Consider the following 16,166-nt stretch of genomic DNA (forward strand, 5'->3'; position numbering starts at 1 on the left):
CCCCTTGACACCCGCGGTCCCTGTTCGTTAGCTCGTGTGCTCCGTCTCATCCCCGGTCGCATCCACGATCAGCACGGTGCCGAGCGCGTCGTTCTCCGTCGCGGCGAACACGGCGGAGGCGAGGTCGTCGCGTTGGGCCTCGCTGAGCTCGCCCTCGACGAGCACGCGAATGGTGTCCGTCGAGACGTTCTCGTACTCGTCGATCTGCTCGAGAAGGTCGGTCTCGTCCGCGCTGACGCCTTCGGGGTCGCCGTTCGCAAGGCGATCATCGATCTGCTCCTCGACTTCGTCCGCGAGTCCGTTCGGTGCGTCGTGCTGGTCGCGCACTTCCCCTGAGCCCTCGGTCGGGGAGACTCCACCGCACCCGGCGGTTCCGCCGAGGAGCGCGAGCGAGATGGCACCGGTGGCTACGAGCTTGAGCTTGTTCACTGACATGCGTCGAGCCTAGGAAATGCTTCCATTTCGGACGAGGGGGTTGCGCTCCTCACGAACCGGAGCCTCGGAGCTTCCGATGCATGCCGGTCGCGTCATCGGTGGTGAATCCGAGTGATTCGTACACGCCGACCGCGGCATCGCTCGCGAAGAGGCCGACGAATAGCTCGATGTCACCCTCCGGCCGCAGCAGTTCGATCAGACGCGAGACGAGATCGGTCGCGATCCCCGCTCCCTCGTGCTCCGGATCGACGACGACGTCTTGCACGTACGCGTACTGCAGTCCGTCGCCCACGGCCCGCGCCATGCCGATCACCGACCCGTGCTCGTCGACGCACACAACACCGGCCAGGGACGCGGCGAGCGAGGCACCGCGCACCTCGTCATCGAAGTGGGACTGCCATCCGACCGCAGCTGCGAGGGCAGCGTGTTCGGCAGCGGTGGGTACGCGATCGAGTATGCGATGGTCCATGAGACCACGATACGCGCGGCGAACGGCGCAGCGCAGGTCCGGGCGCTCTGATCCGTTAGCCTCGACCCATGGACGACCGATTGCAATCTGCTGCTCGCAGAACCGAGAGCACCACGACCTTTCGCGCACTGGCGCGGGGAGGGTACGTGGCGACCGGCATCGTGCACGGGCTGATCGGGGTCCTCGCAATCGCCCTCGTCGTGCGCCAGGGCCGCGCGGAAGCCGATCAGGTGGGAGCTCTCACATCCATCGCCGAGGCGCCGTTCGGTCTCGCGGGCCTCTGGGCGGTCGCACTGCTCCTCTTCGCCCTCGGCATCTTCCACATCGTCGACGGCTTCGCCCTCAGCCGCAGCTCTCGGAAGCAGCGCTGGGGGCGCCGGCTCGCCGAGTGGGGGCAGGGAATCGCGTTCTGCGTCATGGGCGGGATCGCGACGGCGATCGCCGTCGGCGCACGCCCCGATCCCGACCGCACCACTCGCGATGCGAGCCGCGGGCTGCTCACCCTTCCGGGCGGAACGGTCCTGCTCGTCCTGGTCGGCCTCGGGGTGGCCGGTGTCGGAATCGCCTGGATCTGGATGGGCGTGTCCCGGAGCTTCCGGAAGCAGATGGAGCTCCCGTCCGATCGCGTCGGTCACGCGATCGCTGCCCTGGGCGCGGTGGGGTTCGTGTCGAAGGGCGGAGCCCTGCTCGTCGTCGCCGTGCTCCTGGCCGCCGCCGGCGTCCGGGGAGATTCGAGCTCGGCCGGAGCCCTCGACTCGGCCATCACCTCGCTCTACGACCTGCCGGGCGGGCCCGTCTGGATCGTGCTCATCGGTGCAGGGTTCCTGGCATACGGGGTGTTCTGCTTCTTCCGCGCGCGGTTCGCGAAGCTCTAACGACCCGGCGCCGAGCCGGTATCGGCGGAGTCCGCCGCCGGATCGAGCACGACCTTGATGCACCCGTCCTCCTTCTTCTGGAAGAGCTCGTACATCTCCGGGGCACTCGCGAGCGGAACCCGATGGGTGGTGAGATCGGCCGTGCCGAGCGGGTCGTCGTGCTGTTCGACGAGGGGCAGTAGATCGTCGATCCACCGCTTCACGTTGCACTGGCCCATCTTGATCGTGATCTGCTTGTCGAACAGCGTCTTCATGGGCAGCGGGTCGGCGTTGCCGACGTAGACTCCGCTGATGGAGACGGTCCCGCCGCGGCGCACCAGATCGATCCCCTGCAGCAGGGCGGCTGTGCGATCGACGCCGGCGTGCTCCATCATCGGCTTCGCGAGCACGTCGGGCAGTGCACCGATGGCCGTGTGCGCTGCGTGCACGCCTGGGCTCCCGTGCGCCTCCATGCCGACGGCATCGATCACGGCGTCGGGCCCGCGCCCGTCGGAGAAGTCGACGGCGGCCTCGTCGACGTCACCGGGCTCGCATACGGCGATGCCGTGGCGTGCAGCCATCTCCCGGCGTTCCGGCACCGGGTCGACGGCGAGCACCCGCGCCCCGCGATGCGCGGCGAGACGCGCTGCGAACTGACCGACCGGGCCGAGTCCGAGCACCAGTGCCGTGTCTCCGCGCCCGACTCCTGCGTAGGCCACGCCCTGCGCAGCTGTCGGGAGGATGTCGCTGAGGAAGAGATAGCGCTCATCCGGGAGGGTCTCGCCGACGGGGATGGTGTTGTAATCCGCGATGGGCACCCGAAGCAGCTCGGCCTGCCCGCCAGGCACCTGGCCGTAGAGTTTCGTGTAGCCGAAGAGCGCCGCCCCCGAACCGTACTCGGTCACCTGCGTGCGCTCGCACTGCGACTGCAGGCCGCGCGTGCACATCCAGCATGCTCCGCACGAGATGTTGAACGGGATCACCACCCGTTGCCCCACCTGCAACGAGGTCACGCCCGGGCCCACCTCCTCGACGACGCCCATCGTCTCGTGGCCCAGAATGTCACCAGCGTCGAGAAACGGCCCGAACAGCTCATAGAGGTGGAGGTCCGAACCGCAGATCGCCGTCGAAGTCACTCGAACGATCGCGTCCCCTGGTTCCTGGATCACCGGATCGGGCACCTGCTCGACCGAGATCTTCCGCTTGCCCTGCCACGTCACTGCGCGCATCATGTGCTCCTCTGCTCATCGCTCTTGCTCTTGCTCTGGATCGGTGCTCGTGCGGTCTGCGTGCCCGACGCACCGAGACGGGCGAGACCCCGGATTCAGTCGGTCGGGGCGAGGCGTCCGAGTACCGCTTCGAGGGCGGCCTCGACGGTCTTCTGCATCACCTCGATCGGATCGCCCGAGAACGAGAGATGCTCGACGCCCGTCGGCGAGTCCCCTCCGGTGATCGCGAGCACGACCGTCCCCGCCGGCTTGCCCTCGTCGGGTTCCGGTCCCCCGACTCCGGTCACTGCGACCACGACATCGGCCAGCAGCAGACGCGCGGCGGATTCCGCCATCGCCACCGCCGTCGGTTCCGTCACCACCGGCCCCCTCGGAGCCCCCAGGAGGGAGTACTTCACCTCCGGATGGTATGCCGTGATCCCTCCGTGGAACCAGGTGCCGGAGTCGGGCGCCGCGGCCAACGCCGCGCTCAGTTGACCCCCCGTCAACGACTCGGCGACTGCGACAGACCGATCTGCATCCGACGCACGCTCGGCGATGCGCTCGACGAGGTCGTCGACGCGGCCCTGAATAGCGGATTCAACCATCGAGTTTCGCTCCTTCCGCGCCGATGAGATCTACGGCGCAATTGCCGACGTTACGGGGGGAGAATCGTCGCCGCAGGGGCCTTGACGCCTCCGACGAGAGCACGCAACCCCCTGTCAACCGCGTCGTCGACGAGGCATTCTGAAGACACGAGCGATTCGAGGAGGACAGCAATGCCCGAACGACCCCAGTCTCAAGATGCATCGGCCGGAGCCGCGCACGCGGTGCCGGCCACTCCTGCAGTACCCGTCAACGGAGCGCGACCCTCGAAGGCGGGCGCCGCCGATGCCGGCCGCGCGGATGACGCGAGCGCGCCGCTCCGCGTAGCGGTCGTCGGAGCCACGGGCAACGCGGGTACCGCTCTGCTGCGCGCACTCGCCGCTTCCCCGGACGTCGGGTCGGTGCTCGCCATCGCTCGGCGTATGCCCGATCTCACGGTGGATCCGTATGCGTCGTGCGAATGGTCTTCCATCGACATCGCTGCGGCCTCGTCAGAGGAGTCGGCTGTCGAAGCCCTCCGGGAGGCGTTCTCCGGAGTCGACACCGTCGTCCACCTGGCATGGCTCATCCAACCCATCGCCGAACGCGAACTCCTGCGCCGCGTGAACGTCGAGGGGACCCGCCGCGTGCTGCGCGCGGCGGCTGAGGCGGGGGTCGGCCACGTCGTGGTCGCGTCGTCGGTCGGCGTCTATGCCGCCGATCCGTCACGGTCCCTCCGCACCGAGGATTGGGAACGGGGCGGGATCGAGTCGTCGCAGTACAGCGTCGACAAGGCCGCGCAGGAGGAGGTGCTCGACGAGTTCGCCCGCGAGTTCCCTGCTCTCACCATCACGCGGATGCGACCGGCGCTCACCTTCCAAGGCGATGCTGCATCGTCCATTCAGAGGTACTTCCTCGGAAGCGCCGTCCCGGTGCAGGCACTCGGTCGTGCGAAACCTCCAGCCCTCCCATTGCCGAAGGGCTTGCGCGGCGTCCAGGCGATCCACGCCGATGACGCGGCGGACGCGTACGTCGCCGCGATCGTGCAGCGCGCTCCTGGGGCCTTCAACATCTGCGCCGACGACGTGCTCGGAGCGCAACAACTGGCCGACATCATCGACCACGGACGCTTCTTCGAGCTTCCGACAGCGGTGGTGCGCGGGTTCGTCACTGCTGCGCACCGCGCCGGAATCGTGTCGGTCGACGCGGGCTGGTTCGACCTCGCGCTGGGGGCGCCGCACATGGACAACGGTCGCGCCAAGAGCGAGCTCGGCTGGCAGCCGAAGCACTCGGCCGCGGATGCCCTGCGAGAGCTGCTCGAGGGCATGATCGACGGTCGAGGGACGGGATCGCTGCCGCTTCGAGCTCGGGATGTCGACGAGGCGCGTCTCTCGTCACTCGACGGACGTGTGGGAGCAGGCGCCGAGGCTGCCTCGACGTCCGACGAGCCGTCGGCGACCGCGGACGCCCCCTCCGCAGGCGTCTCGAACGAGGCCGGCGACCTCGACTGGGAGTTGTTCGGCCTCTACCTCTCCGACCATCTGACCGGGGCGACCGCAGGGGCTGAGCGCATGGAGCGCATGTCTGCTGCGTACATCGACACTCCCGTCTACGCCGGGCTCTCAGAACTCGCCGAAGAGCTCCGGCTCGAGCGCGCCTTCCTCGCTCACCTGATCGACGACCTCGAGGTGCGGCGCCGTTTCTACCGTCAGGCCGCGTCGTGGGTGGGTGAGCGCGTCGGGAGGCTGAAGCTGAACGGACGCACGTTCACGCGCTCGCCGCTTTCCCTCATCTTGGAGCTCGAACTGCTGCGCAGTGCGGTGATCGGGAAGCTCGGCCTGTGGCAGGTGCTCAGCGAGCACGCCGCCGACCTCGACCTCGACGCCGCGGTGTTCGACGAGCTCGGGGAGCGCGCGCTGGCGCAAGCCGAAATGCTCGGTGCCGCGCACGCCTATGCCCGCAGTCGCGCGTTCCGGGAGGACCGGGATGTGTTCGGCGAGGACAGCGATGCGGACGCCGCAGTCCCGTCCGGCGCTACACCGCTCGGCGCCGACGCGGATGCCGTCGACGAGACGCCGGCCATTCCCGCCGATCCCGATGCCGCAGCGGAGGGCGGTTCCGAGGCGCCTGAGAGCGCCTCGAGCGCGGCGCGGCGGTTGCGCGGGGAGCATGACGACGCTCTGGCCGACGAATGGGGCGAGGAGTCGTTCCCGGGAAGCGATCCGCCCTCCAACTACTGACGAGACCTGCTCTGGGTTCCCTGTCTCTCCCCGCGCGCGAGCGGTGAGAGACAGGGACGCAGGCGATAGCTAACGAGCGGCGTCTTTCCGCGTGAACGTGAGGTGCGTGACCCCGCTCGGCGTGGTCTCCGAGACAGCATCGTACTCGCGCTCCCACCCCTCGAGGCCGCGCCAGAGATGCGCCCCTCGCCCGAGCAGGATCGGCACCTGGACCACGTGCAGGTGGTCGATGAGGCCGGCGGAGAGGAACTCGCGCACCGTCGTGGGGCCGCCGCCGATGCGCACGTCGAGGCCGGCGGCGGCCTGGCGTGCGGCTTCCAGAGCCTCGGCGGGCGAAGCGCTCATGAAGTGAAACGTGGTGTCGCCGCGGGTCACGGACGGCCGAGGCGTGTGCGTCAAGACGAAGACCGGTGAGTGGAAGGGCGGCTCATCGCCCCACCACCCCGTCCAGGCCGGGTCGTGCTGCCAGCCGGGCGGGCCGAATTTGCCGGCGCCCATGATCTCGGAGCCGATTCCGACGAACGATAGCCTCGCATACCGATCATCGGGATCGCTCGCCCCCTGCACGTCCACGCGTTCCCGCTGCCCGGTCTGCGCCTGGAAGGTCTGCGTCGGAAAGAACCACTCCATCAGTCGCATCCCCGCATGGCCGAACGGCGCGTCCAGTGAAGGGTCCGCCCCCGCACCGAACCCGTCGAGCGAGACGGCGAGATTGTGCACGCGCGCCAGCTGCATGAGCGACTCCTTCCCCAGCGAGTGAGGCGGCCAGTCTACGCGCGGGCGGAAGCGGTGTCTGCGATCTCGCCCGCGCGAGCGGCGGATGCACCGCGGACCCGAGAGCGCATCCCGGCCTCGTCGTCCAGCCAGTTCGAGCTCTTGTTCTTCAGCACGAAGATGTACACGAGCAGCGACACGGCGATCACCGCGGTCACGTACACGATGAACCAGGTCACGCGATCCGTCTCGCCGGCCGCCTGGTACAGCAGCGGCGCGGTCCCGCCGAATGCCGAGTTGGCGAGGGCGTACCCGAACCCGACGCCGAGCGCGCGAATGTGCGTCGGGAAGAGCTCCGCCTTCACCACGGCATTGATTGAGGTGTACCCCGTCAGAATGATGAAGCCGACGACGAGGAGCGTGAACGCGATGATCGGGTTCTGCTGCTGCGGCAGCTGGGTGAGGAGCACCCAGGTGTAGAGCACTCCCCCGATCCCGAAGAAGACGAGCAGCGACTTGCGGCCGACGCGGTCCGAGATCCAGCCGCCGAGGGGCTGGAGCAGCATGAGGATCGTGAGGGCGATGAGATTGATGACGGTTCCGGCCAGCACGTCGCTCCCCGCGAACGCGCTCTTCACGATCGACGGGCCGGTCACGGAGTAGGTGTAGAACGCCACCGTACCGCCAGCGGTGACGAGGAAGCAGGTGAGCAGCGGACGCCACTGGTGCACGAGCAGTTCGCGCATGGAGCCGGATTCACGGGACGCTCCCGAGCGCACCGCTTCGAGCGTCGCGGTCTCCAGGGTCTCGTCCATGGTGCGACGCAGCCAGATCACCACGAGCGCTCCCGCACCGCCGATCACGAAGGCGACGCGCCATCCCCATGAGGCGATCGCTGCTTCGGGCAGCGTGAGCACCATGATCATGAGCGTGAGCTGCGCGAGCACGTGCCCGCCGACGAGCGTGACGTAGTGGAAGGACGACAGGAACCCGCGGTGACCGGAGATGGCGGTTTCGGACATGTACGTCGCGCTCGTGCCGTATTCCCCACCGGTCGCGAAGCCCTGCAGCAGACGTGCGAAGACGAGGATCACGACCGCGCCGACGCCGATCGATTCGGCTGTCGGGGCGAGCGCGATCAGGATCGAGCACGCAGCCATGAGCGAGACCGAGACGGTGAGCGACAGACGGCGCCCGTGGCGATCGGCGAAGCGGCCGAAGAACCACGAGCCGATCGGGCGCATGAGGAAGGTGACGGCGAAGATCGCCCAGATGTAGATCGACGAGTTCTTCTCGTCCGCCGCGAAGAACTGCGACTCGAAGTACGTTGCGAATACCGAGTAGACGTAGACGTCGTACCACTCGACGAGGTTGCCCGCCGAGCCCTTGAGGGTGTTCGAGATCGACCTGCGCAGGGTCGGTGAGGTCGCAGTCGACGTTGACATTGACAGTCCAATCATCATGGGAGGAAACGGGGGAAGCTCAGTTCGAGCAGCAGACCCATTCTGCGAGCGGCGACACCTCCGCGAGCGAAACTCTTAACACTGCCTTAACACTCGCGGCTGGTATCGGCAGCGGCATACTGGATGGCATGCGCGTACTGGTGACCGAAGACGACCCCTCGGTCTCCGCTGCACTCGCCGGCGCCCTCACCCGAGCCGGGCACACGTGCGACCGGGTGGCGAGCGGTGCCGCGCTGCTGCAGCAGTACCGGAGCGCCGACATCGTGCTGCTCGATCTCGGCCTGGAAGACATGGACGGTCTCACCGCCCTCGAACAGCTGCGCGCGCTGAGCGAGATCCCCGTGATCGTCGTCACGGCTCGCGGAGATGAGCGCTCGACGGTGCAAGCGCTCAGGCTCGGCGCCGACGACTACCTCGTGAAGCCCGTGCGCCTGCACGAACTCCTCGCCAGGCTCGCCGCCGTTGCACGCCGCTACGCGGGACTCGCCGTCGATCGCATCGAGCTCGGCGACTGCATCATCGACGAGACGGAGCGGCAGGTGCTGCACGACGGCGCCACCATCGCGCTGACCCCGACGGAGTGCGCACTGCTCGCCATGCTCGCGCGACACGTCGGTGCGGTCGTCAGCCGCCAGCGATTGCTCGACGCCGTGTGGGGCGAAGCGTATTCGGCAACCTCTCGCGCCTTCGATGTGCACCTCGCGGGCCTCCGGCAGAAGGTGCCGATGCTTCGGATCACCACGATCCGAGGCCGCGGGTTCCGCCTCGAGAGGCCCTGATGCGATTTCGCGTGCTGCTCCCCCTGTTCCTCTTCGGAGTGCTGGCCGTCACGGCCATCCTCATCCCCGTCGGCGCCGCGATCGCGCAGTCGCGCACGCAGGAACTGCAGCTCCAACGCGGCGCTGCGCTGCAGCAGATCGTGCAGCGAGCGACCCCGGCGTTCGAATCGGGAGACGCGCGCGAGCTCGAGAGCTACCTCGATCGCTTCACCGAGACGTTCGGCGAAACCGCGATCGTGGTCGACGGCGCCGGCGAGCGCATCGCGGCTTCGGGCGACTTCGCGAGCGACCCGGAGACCTTCGCCGTCATCTCCAGCGCACTTCGCGGAGTGCCGCAGCGGGATCTCGCCATCGTCACGCCGTGGAGCTCCCGAACCGCGACGCTCGCCGCACCGGTGACACTCGACGGCCGCACGCCCGAAGGAGCGGTGGCGCTCCGCATCGATCAACAGGTCGCGCAGCGCGATGTCGGAGCGGGATGGGCGTCGATCGTGGCCATCGGAGCGGCACTCCTGTTCGCGGTGCTCCTCGCTTCGGTGTTCTGGACGCGATGGGTGCTGCGCCCGGTCTCCTCGCTGGACGCCGCGGCGAACGCACTCGCAGAGAACCGCGAGTACGCCCTCGACGCCGATGCTGGACCGCCCGAACTTCGCCGGCTCTCCCGCTCATTCGCGCGCATGGCGCGCAGCGTGGAGCTCGCGCTCGACCAGCAGCACGGTCTCGTCGCCGACGCATCGCATCAGTTGCGAAATCCACTCGCAGCCATCCGGTTGCGCATCGACGGCCTGCCGCGCGGCCTCGGCGACCCGGGCAGCGATGCCGAGGTGGCGGCGATCGAACGAGATCTGAATCGCCTGGAGCACACCGTCGCCCGCATGCTCGCGCTCGCGAACGCCGAGCATCGTGCGACGGCCGCCGGCAGCGGGCACGGAGGGGCGGCGAACGACGCATCGCCGCGGCCGAACAATGATGCGCTGGTGACGACGTCGGCTGCACGCCTCATTGCCCCGCACCGCGAGCAGCTCGCCGACGCCCGCATCTCCGTGGTCGCCGACGATGACTCGCGCCCCGTCCGTTTCCGCCGGAGCGATCTCGAGGAAGTGGTCGAGCTCGTGACCGACAATGCCGCGAAGTACGCCGCCGGTTCGACGTTTCGCATCGAACTGCGGGGGCAGGGCGATGGGACGCGCACGGTGCTCGTCATGAGCGACTCCGGCCCCGGGCTCGCCTCTTCGGATATCCCGCTCGTCGGCAGGCGATTCTGGCGCGCTGCCGTTCACGCGCAATTGCCTGGCAGCGGTCTCGGGCTCGCGATCGTCGAGCAGCTCGCGCGGGCGAACGACGCAGAGGTCGCCGTCGATCGTGCACCCGAGGGCGGTCTGCGCATCATGATCATCGCGGGTGCGGCGTGACCGGGCGTCGTGAGGCGGGCCTTAGCCGCCGGAACGTGCTCATCGGAGGCGCGGCCGCGTGGACTCTCGCGCTTGCCGGGTGCGCGCCCGCCCGGACTGAGCGGATCGCGCTGGCGTGCGGCGAGCCCGGCGGCGCCTACCTGCAATTCGGGGAGCTGCTCGGTGCCGCGCTGCAGGATCGCTCGGGGGTAGCGCTCGAGCTCCGCGTGACGCATGGCAGCGGGGAGAATCTCGAGATGCTCGCGCGCGGCGATGTCGATCTCGCGCTCTCGCTCGCGGACTCGGCGAACGAGACCGCGGCATCGCACGACTTCACGGCCATCGGGCGGGTGTATCAGAATTACCTGCAGTGCCTCGTGCGCGACGCCGGCGATATCCGATCGTTCGCGGATCTCGCCGGACGACGGGTGTCGATCGGCGCCCCGGGTTCGGGGAGCACGCGCACCACACGACGGTTGCTCGAAGCGACCGGTCGGGCATCGGGCAGCGGTGCTCCGGCGGCGACGGAACTCGAGCTCTCCGACGCGCTGACCGCTCTCGCGGCGGGCGACATCGACGCACTGTTCTGGTCGGGCGGGATTCCGACTCCGGAGATCACCGACGTCGCGGCGGTCACTCCGCTTCGGGTGATCGATCTCGGGGATGTGGTCGCCCCGCTCCGCGCGGCGCACCCGCAGGAGTACCTCGACGCCCGCATTCCTGCTGGCGTGTACGGCACGGAGGGGTCGACCGCGACCATCGGGATCTCGAACCTGCTGATGTGTCGCGCGGACCTCGCACGCGATGCAGCGCGTGCGCTCGTCGACGTGCTCGTGGATGATGCCAGGAGGCTCGTGCCCACCGGGTCGGTCGGGCTGCAGTATCTGGCCCTCGACACTCTCATCGACACGGGCGAGGTGCCCCTGCACCGCGATGCACGGGCTCGCTACCGCGAACGCTATCGGTGAGCCGGGTCTACCGGTCGTCGAGCGCTGTGCCTCTGCGATCGACGAGACCCCAGGCGGCGCCCGCGGCGATGACGAAGAAGACGGCGAACACGGAGAATGTCAGCCCCGAGCCGCCCGCGATGAGCAGCACTGGCACGAGCAGCGGAGCGACGATGGACGCGATCCGTCCCACGCCAGCGGCCCAGCCCGCGCCCGTCGCCCGCAGCGATGTGGGGTAGATCTCCGGCGTCACCGCGTACAGCGCGCCCCATGCGCCGAGGTTGAAGAACGAGAGCGCCATGCCTGAGGCGATGATCGCCGCTTCGGCGTGCACGGTGCCGAACACGATCGCCGAAACGGCTGAGCCGACGAGGAAGACCGACAGTGTGAGCCGCCGACCCCAGACCTCGATGAGCCATGCGGCGACGGCGTAGCCGGGAAGCTGCGCGAGCGTGATGATGAGGGTGAAGCCGAACGAGCGCACGAGACTGAATCCCGCATCGACGAGGATGCTCGGAATCCAGATGAACGCGCCGTAGTAGGCGAAGTTGACGCAGAACCAGACGACCCAGATCGACAGCGTACGGCCGCGGAACTCCGCCGACCACAGCGCCGCGAGGCGGCCGCCGCTGGAGATCGCGATCGGCGCGGCGGCGGGACCGCCGGCATCGGGTGTCGCTGCGGGAGCCGGAGCAGGTGCCGGCTCGGACGCGGCGGTTCTGCCGCCCCGGGAGGCCGCAGCGCTCTCGAACGATGCAACGATCGTCTCGGCCTGCTCCGTGCGCCCGCGGCCGGCGAGCCAGCGCGGGGATTCCGGAAGCCCCCAGCGCACGATGAGCGCGTACACCGCGGGAACGGCGCCGAGGGCGAACGCCCAGCGCCATCCGTCGTCGGAGGCGGGAACCACGAAGTAGCCGATGAGCGCGGCAGCCGTCCACCCCACGGCCCAGAACGCTTCGAGAATCACGATGATGCGACCGCGGATGCGCGCCGGAGCGAACTCGCTCACGTACGTCGACGCCACCGGGAGCTCGGCCCCCAGGCCCAGTCCGACGAAGAACCGGAGCACCAGCAGCAATCCGATGCCGCCGACCAGGGCGCTCGCGCCGGTCGCGACGCCGTAGACGAGCAGTGTGACGGCGAACACCTGACGACGTCCGAAGCGGTCGGCGAGCAGGCCGCCGAGGCTGGCGCCGATCGCCATGCCTGCGAACCCGATCGATGCGATCAGCCCACTCTGGCCCTTGTCGATGCCCCACTGCTGGGCCAGCGCGGCGATGATGAACGAGATGAGTCCGACGTCCATCGCATCGAGTGCCCACCCGATGCCCGATCCGCCGAGCACCTTGCCGTGCTTGCGGGTGAAGGGCAGCGCGTCGAGGCGCTGCGAGAGCGAGCGCCGCTCGGCGGTCGGAGTTCCATGCATGGACTCATCGTAAAGGCAGGGCGCGACAGGGCGCGACAGTGTTCGACAGGGCGTACAGGGCGCGACAGTGCGCATGGTTGCTGCGTGCATCGGCGCCACCGCCTGTTGTGCCCGGGCGGATCGATGGTCAGAACGGCTGCCGGTCAGGTGTATCGCGGCCGCTGCGCTCGATATTCCGAGGCGGGTCCTGCGAGCGTGGCGAAACCGACTGGACTGTCCGGACCGGCTGGACTGTCTGGACCGGCGGGCCGGTCTGCGCGAACCTCACGCGGCTCGGCGGTCGGTCGACGTAGCGCCTGCCCGTGGGGCTGGTCCAGTGCAGTTCACCATCGTTCTTCTGGCGTACGGCCCATTCGGAGTGGTGCTTGAGCACGTGATGGCCACGGCACAGGTGCGCGAGGTTCGCCGTCGAGGTCGGGCCGCCGAAGGCCGCGTCGACGGTGTGGTCGAGATCGCACCGCGCGACCGGCACACGGCACCCCGGGAACCGGCAGTGCTGATCGCGTGCCCCGAGTCGGCGCTTCATCGCTTCGCTCGGACGGTAGCGATCGACCTGGAGCACCGAACCCGATTCCGCATCCACCGTCACCCGCTCCCACACCGGCGTCGCCGCTGCGAGGTTCCTGGCGGCTGCGAGCGGGATCGGCCCCGCCCCGACGAGCTCTGCCACAGGAGCAGCGCTCCGGCGGGAGGGGGCGAGTGCCGTGACGGGCACGATGACCTGCACCCGAGCCCGTATCGCTTCGCTGCTCGCACACGAGGCCACAGCGCTCGCGTCTGAGCCGAGGAGAAGTTCGGCGAATGCGTCGGCCCGAATCTCATCGCGCGAGCGTCGCGCCGAAGATTCCGCCGCCGCCCGCTGGCCCCGCTCGGCGCCCCCGTCACGCTCATGCAGTCCAGCCCGCTCGGCCGACCCAGCCCGCTCGGCCGACTCAGCCCGCTCGGCCGACTCAGCCCGCTCGCTGCGCTCGACTTCGCGGGCGATCCGAGTCAACCGGTCGTGTATCGCGTACGCCTCTGCGGTGGGCAGATACGCCAGCAGATCGGACATCCCGTCCTCGCGCTCCTGCACGACTACTCGACGCCTGCGCACCTCCTTGTAGTGCCGCTCGTCGAGGGTGTCACCGGCGTACTGCTCGGCGATCCTGCGCGCGATCGGACGAAGCCGGTTCACCGACTCCCGACGCGCGTACTCGAGCACCTCCGCCTGATACGCCTCCCGCCTCGCGACGACTTCGGGAGCAGCCCCGACGCCGAGACGTCGCCCGGCCTCCGCGATCACGCGCGCGTGCGAGGCCGAGATCTCGCCAGCGGCGAGAATCTGATGCGTCATCCCGTAGTCGTATCGCAGCGACCACGCCGCGCCCATCTGGGCTTCCGCCGCGCGCTCGCTCACGTTCAACGCGGTCGCGAGCTCCGCCCGCACCGAGCGGTAGGCGAGCTCGTTCTCGCCTGCGGGCGCGGCGCCGGAACGCGCGGAGCCGGAACGCGCGGCACCGGTCGCCATCTGCACCGCGACCGCCATGAGCTCGTACCTGAACGCGTCGAGGGCGCGCTGCCGATACTCCATCTGCTCGAGCAAGTTCACGACCTGTCCAAGCGACAGACTCGCATCAGCCTCCGCATCAGCGGGAGCGTCTGGCACCTCCGCCGGGACGGTGCCGATCGTGAGGGAGAACATGCCCCCAGTCAACCGGCAACCACCGACATTCACGCCCCCTTCGCGCACCCGTCGAGCGACGCCGCTCCCGGGCGCCGGCCTCAGCACTCGATGACGTTGACCGCGAGCCCGCCCATCGATGTTTCCTTGTACTTGTCACTCATGTCGCGCCCGGTCTCGCGCATCGTCGCGATGACCTGGTCGAGGCTGACGTGATGGTCGCCGTCGCCCATGAGCGCCATCTTCGCCGCGTTGACGGCCTTCGATGCGGCGATCGCATTGCGCTCGATGCACGGAATCTGCACGAGCCCGCCGATCGGATCGCAGGTGAGACCGAGGTTGTGCTCCATCGCGATCTCAGCGGCGTTCTCCACCTGCTCTGGCGTTCCGCCGAGCACCTGGGCGAGGCCAGCCGCAGCCATCGACGAGGCAGAACCGACCTCGCCCTGGCACCCCACCTCGGCTCCCGAGATCGATGCCTGCTCCTTGTAGAGCACCCCGACCGCGCCGGCAGCGAGCAAGAAGTCGGCCACTGCGCCCTGGCGTTCAGCTTCGGACCAGGTCTGAGCCCCCGGCGCGTAGTGCGTGGCGTAGAAGAGCACGGCCGGGATGATCCCCGCAGCCCCGTTCGTCGGGGCGGTGACGACGCGCCCGCCGGTCGCGTTCTCCTCGTTGACGGCGAGCGCGACGAGGTTGATCCACTCCTGCCAGTACACGGGGTCGCGATGCGGATCGCGTTCGGTGAGACGACGATGCCACTCCGGCGCACGGCGTCGCACTTCGAGTCCTCCCGGGAGCACTCCCGTGCGCTCGAGCGCCGAGTTCTTGCAGGCCTCCATCACGTCCCAGATGTGCGCGAGGCCCGCGTAGATCTCAGCTTCCGGCCGCTGCACCCGCTCATTCGCGAGCATCACCTCGGCGATGGTGAGGCCGGCGCGTTCCGCGTGCGCGAGCAGTTCGGCCGCCGTCGTGAAGGGGTACGGCTGCTGCGCCGATCGCTCCTCGAGGCGGTCGTGCAGCGATGCTTCGGCGCCGTCGCGCACGATGAACCCTCCGCCCACCGAGAAGTACGTCTCGTCGGCGATTGATGCGCCTGCGGCGTCGTCCGCGGCGAAGCGCATCCCGTTGGTGTGCCGTGGCAGCAGCGTCAGGGGGTGCAGCACGATGTCGCCGACGGCGAAGCGCAGGATCGCCGGGGCTCCGCCCAGCCGCTCGCCCACCCGCAGCTCGCCAGTGCGCTCCAAGCGGTCGAGCGCGGCGTCCACCTGCTCGGGGAGCACCGTCTCCGGGTCGAACCCTTCGAGCCCGAGGAGCACCGCGGTGAACGTGCCGTGCCCGTGGCCGGTCGCCGCGAGCGAGCCGTAGAGGTCGACCCGCAGCGAGGCGATGCGGCCGATTTCGCGGCTGCCGGTGTCGCTGCTCCGCGCGATGCGCTCGACGAACTCCTTCGCGGCGCGCATCGGCCCGACGGTGTGCGAACTCGACGGCCCGATGCCCACCGTGAAGAGGTCGAAGACGCTGACGGCCACGAGCGCGCTCCGTGTGCGCCTAGGCGCCGGAGACCTCGGCGTCGTTGTCGGCAGCGTACTGCTCGGCGTCGAGCAGTGGACCTTCCTCCGTGACGGCGACCTTGAACAGCCACGCTGCGCCGTAGGGATCGGCGTTCAGCTGCGCCGGGTCGGCGACGAGGGCCTCGTTCACCTCGACGACCTCGCCGGCGACCGGCGAGAAGATCTCGGAGACCGACTTCGTCGATTCGACCTCGCCGACGACGGCTCCCACGGTGATCGAGGCGCCGACCTCGGGCAGCTCGACGTACACGATCTCGCCGAGCGCGTCGGCGGCGACCTCGGAGATGCCGACGACGGCCGGGCTGTCGCTCGTGACCCACTCGTGCTCTGCGGAGTACCGGAGTCCGGCCTTGACGTTGCTCATGATGCGAAGTTCCTATCTATCGGGTGCGGGTGGAATCGGGATGATGCGGGATGATGCGGG

Annotated in this window: 15 protein-coding genes; 5 read left to right on the plus strand and 10 right to left on the minus strand. The window is 69.1% G+C overall.

The window, feature by feature from the left end; all coding sequences use genetic code 11:
- Nucleotides 1-27: 27 nt before the first annotated feature.
- Together JSQ98_RS05690 and JSQ98_RS05695 are read right to left on the minus strand one after the other, a co-directional pair.
- Entirely contained in the window at nucleotides 28-435 is a 408-nt protein-coding gene (locus JSQ98_RS05690; protein WP_211648726.1) for a hypothetical protein, read from the minus strand.
- 49 nt (nucleotides 436-484) lie between these two features.
- A complete protein-coding gene (locus JSQ98_RS05695; RefSeq protein ID WP_211648728.1) occupies nucleotides 485-904 on the minus strand; it encodes a GNAT family N-acetyltransferase in 420 nt (139 codons plus the stop codon).
- Nucleotides 905-1,050: 146 nt separating this feature from the next.
- Between JSQ98_RS05695 and JSQ98_RS05700 the strand changes: the two genes are divergently transcribed.
- Nucleotides 1,051-1,779 (plus strand): DUF1206 domain-containing protein, encoded by a 729-nt coding sequence (locus JSQ98_RS05700; RefSeq protein WP_346728723.1) that lies wholly within the window; start codon nucleotides 1,051-1,053, stop codon nucleotides 1,777-1,779.
- Here the strand turns inward: JSQ98_RS05700 and JSQ98_RS05705 are convergent.
- Both JSQ98_RS05705 and JSQ98_RS05710 read right to left on the minus strand, forming a co-directional pair.
- Nucleotides 1,776-2,987 (minus strand): zinc-dependent alcohol dehydrogenase, encoded by a 1,212-nt coding sequence (locus tag JSQ98_RS05705; protein WP_200331909.1) that lies wholly within the window; start codon nucleotides 2,985-2,987, stop codon nucleotides 1,776-1,778. The genes JSQ98_RS05700 and JSQ98_RS05705 overlap by 4 nt on opposite strands.
- A 95-nt stretch (nucleotides 2,988-3,082) precedes the next feature.
- On the minus strand, nucleotides 3,083-3,574 hold the full coding sequence (locus tag JSQ98_RS05710; protein ID WP_211648732.1) for a CinA family protein: 492 nt from the start codon (nucleotides 3,572-3,574) through the stop codon (nucleotides 3,083-3,085).
- Nucleotides 3,575-3,745: 171 nt separating this feature from the next.
- Here JSQ98_RS05710 and JSQ98_RS05715 point away from each other — a divergent pair, with 171 nt between their 5' ends.
- The gene (locus tag JSQ98_RS05715) at nucleotides 3,746-5,791 is read left to right on the plus strand and encodes an NAD-dependent epimerase/dehydratase family protein (protein WP_211648734.1); all 2,046 of its coding nucleotides are present in this window, start codon (nucleotides 3,746-3,748) and stop codon (nucleotides 5,789-5,791) included.
- A gap of 69 nt (nucleotides 5,792-5,860) precedes the next feature.
- On the opposite strand, the gene JSQ98_RS05720 is transcribed toward JSQ98_RS05715, so the two are convergent.
- Together JSQ98_RS05720 and JSQ98_RS05725 are read right to left on the minus strand one after the other, a co-directional pair.
- On the minus strand, nucleotides 5,861-6,526 hold the full coding sequence (locus JSQ98_RS05720; RefSeq protein ID WP_211648736.1) for a dihydrofolate reductase family protein: 666 nt from the start codon (nucleotides 6,524-6,526) through the stop codon (nucleotides 5,861-5,863).
- A gap of 35 nt (nucleotides 6,527-6,561) precedes the next feature.
- The gene (locus JSQ98_RS05725) at nucleotides 6,562-7,950 is read right to left on the minus strand and encodes an MFS transporter (protein WP_090150585.1); all 1,389 of its coding nucleotides are present in this window, start codon (nucleotides 7,948-7,950) and stop codon (nucleotides 6,562-6,564) included.
- A 146-nt stretch (nucleotides 7,951-8,096) separates the two neighbouring features.
- On the opposite strand from JSQ98_RS05725, the gene JSQ98_RS05730 reads away from it, so the two are divergent.
- From JSQ98_RS05730 to JSQ98_RS05740, 3 genes are read left to right on the plus strand one after another with little or no spacing between them, the layout of a single operon-like run.
- Nucleotides 8,097-8,747, plus strand: a complete 651-nt coding sequence (locus JSQ98_RS05730) for a response regulator transcription factor (protein WP_211648737.1) — start codon at nucleotides 8,097-8,099, stop codon at nucleotides 8,745-8,747.
- Entirely contained in the window at nucleotides 8,747-10,159 is a 1,413-nt protein-coding gene (locus JSQ98_RS05735) for a sensor histidine kinase (RefSeq protein WP_211648738.1), read from the plus strand. Before JSQ98_RS05730 ends, JSQ98_RS05735 begins: the two co-directional genes overlap by 1 nt.
- Nucleotides 10,156-11,106, plus strand: a complete 951-nt coding sequence (locus JSQ98_RS05740; RefSeq protein ID WP_211648739.1) for a TAXI family TRAP transporter solute-binding subunit — start codon at nucleotides 10,156-10,158, stop codon at nucleotides 11,104-11,106. Before JSQ98_RS05735 ends, JSQ98_RS05740 begins: the two co-directional genes overlap by 4 nt.
- 7 nt (nucleotides 11,107-11,113) lie before the next feature.
- Here the strand turns inward: JSQ98_RS05740 and JSQ98_RS05745 are convergent, their stop codons facing one another.
- The 4 genes from JSQ98_RS05745 to gcvH all read right to left on the minus strand — a co-directional run bounded on the left by JSQ98_RS05745 (nucleotide 11,114) and on the right by gcvH (nucleotide 16,106).
- Nucleotides 11,114-12,511: an MFS transporter gene (locus JSQ98_RS05745; protein WP_200331512.1), complete on the minus strand. Its 1,398-nt coding sequence runs from the start codon at nucleotides 12,509-12,511 to the stop codon at nucleotides 11,114-11,116.
- Nucleotides 12,512-12,638: 127 nt separating this feature from the next.
- Nucleotides 12,639-14,192, minus strand: a complete 1,554-nt coding sequence (locus tag JSQ98_RS05750; protein WP_211648740.1) for an HNH endonuclease signature motif containing protein — start codon at nucleotides 14,190-14,192, stop codon at nucleotides 12,639-12,641.
- 80 nt (nucleotides 14,193-14,272) lie between these two features.
- Nucleotides 14,273-15,700 (minus strand): L-serine ammonia-lyase, encoded by a 1,428-nt coding sequence (locus JSQ98_RS05755; RefSeq protein ID WP_211648741.1) that lies wholly within the window; start codon nucleotides 15,698-15,700, stop codon nucleotides 14,273-14,275.
- 19 nt (nucleotides 15,701-15,719) lie between these two features.
- Entirely contained in the window at nucleotides 15,720-16,106 is a 387-nt protein-coding gene (gene gcvH / locus JSQ98_RS05760) for a glycine cleavage system protein GcvH (RefSeq protein WP_090150606.1), read from the minus strand.
- Nucleotides 16,107-16,166 lie beyond the last annotated feature (60 nt).

The organism is Leucobacter manosquensis (assembly GCF_018304845.1).
GTDB lineage: Bacteria > Actinomycetota > Actinomycetes > Actinomycetales > Microbacteriaceae > Leucobacter > Leucobacter alluvii.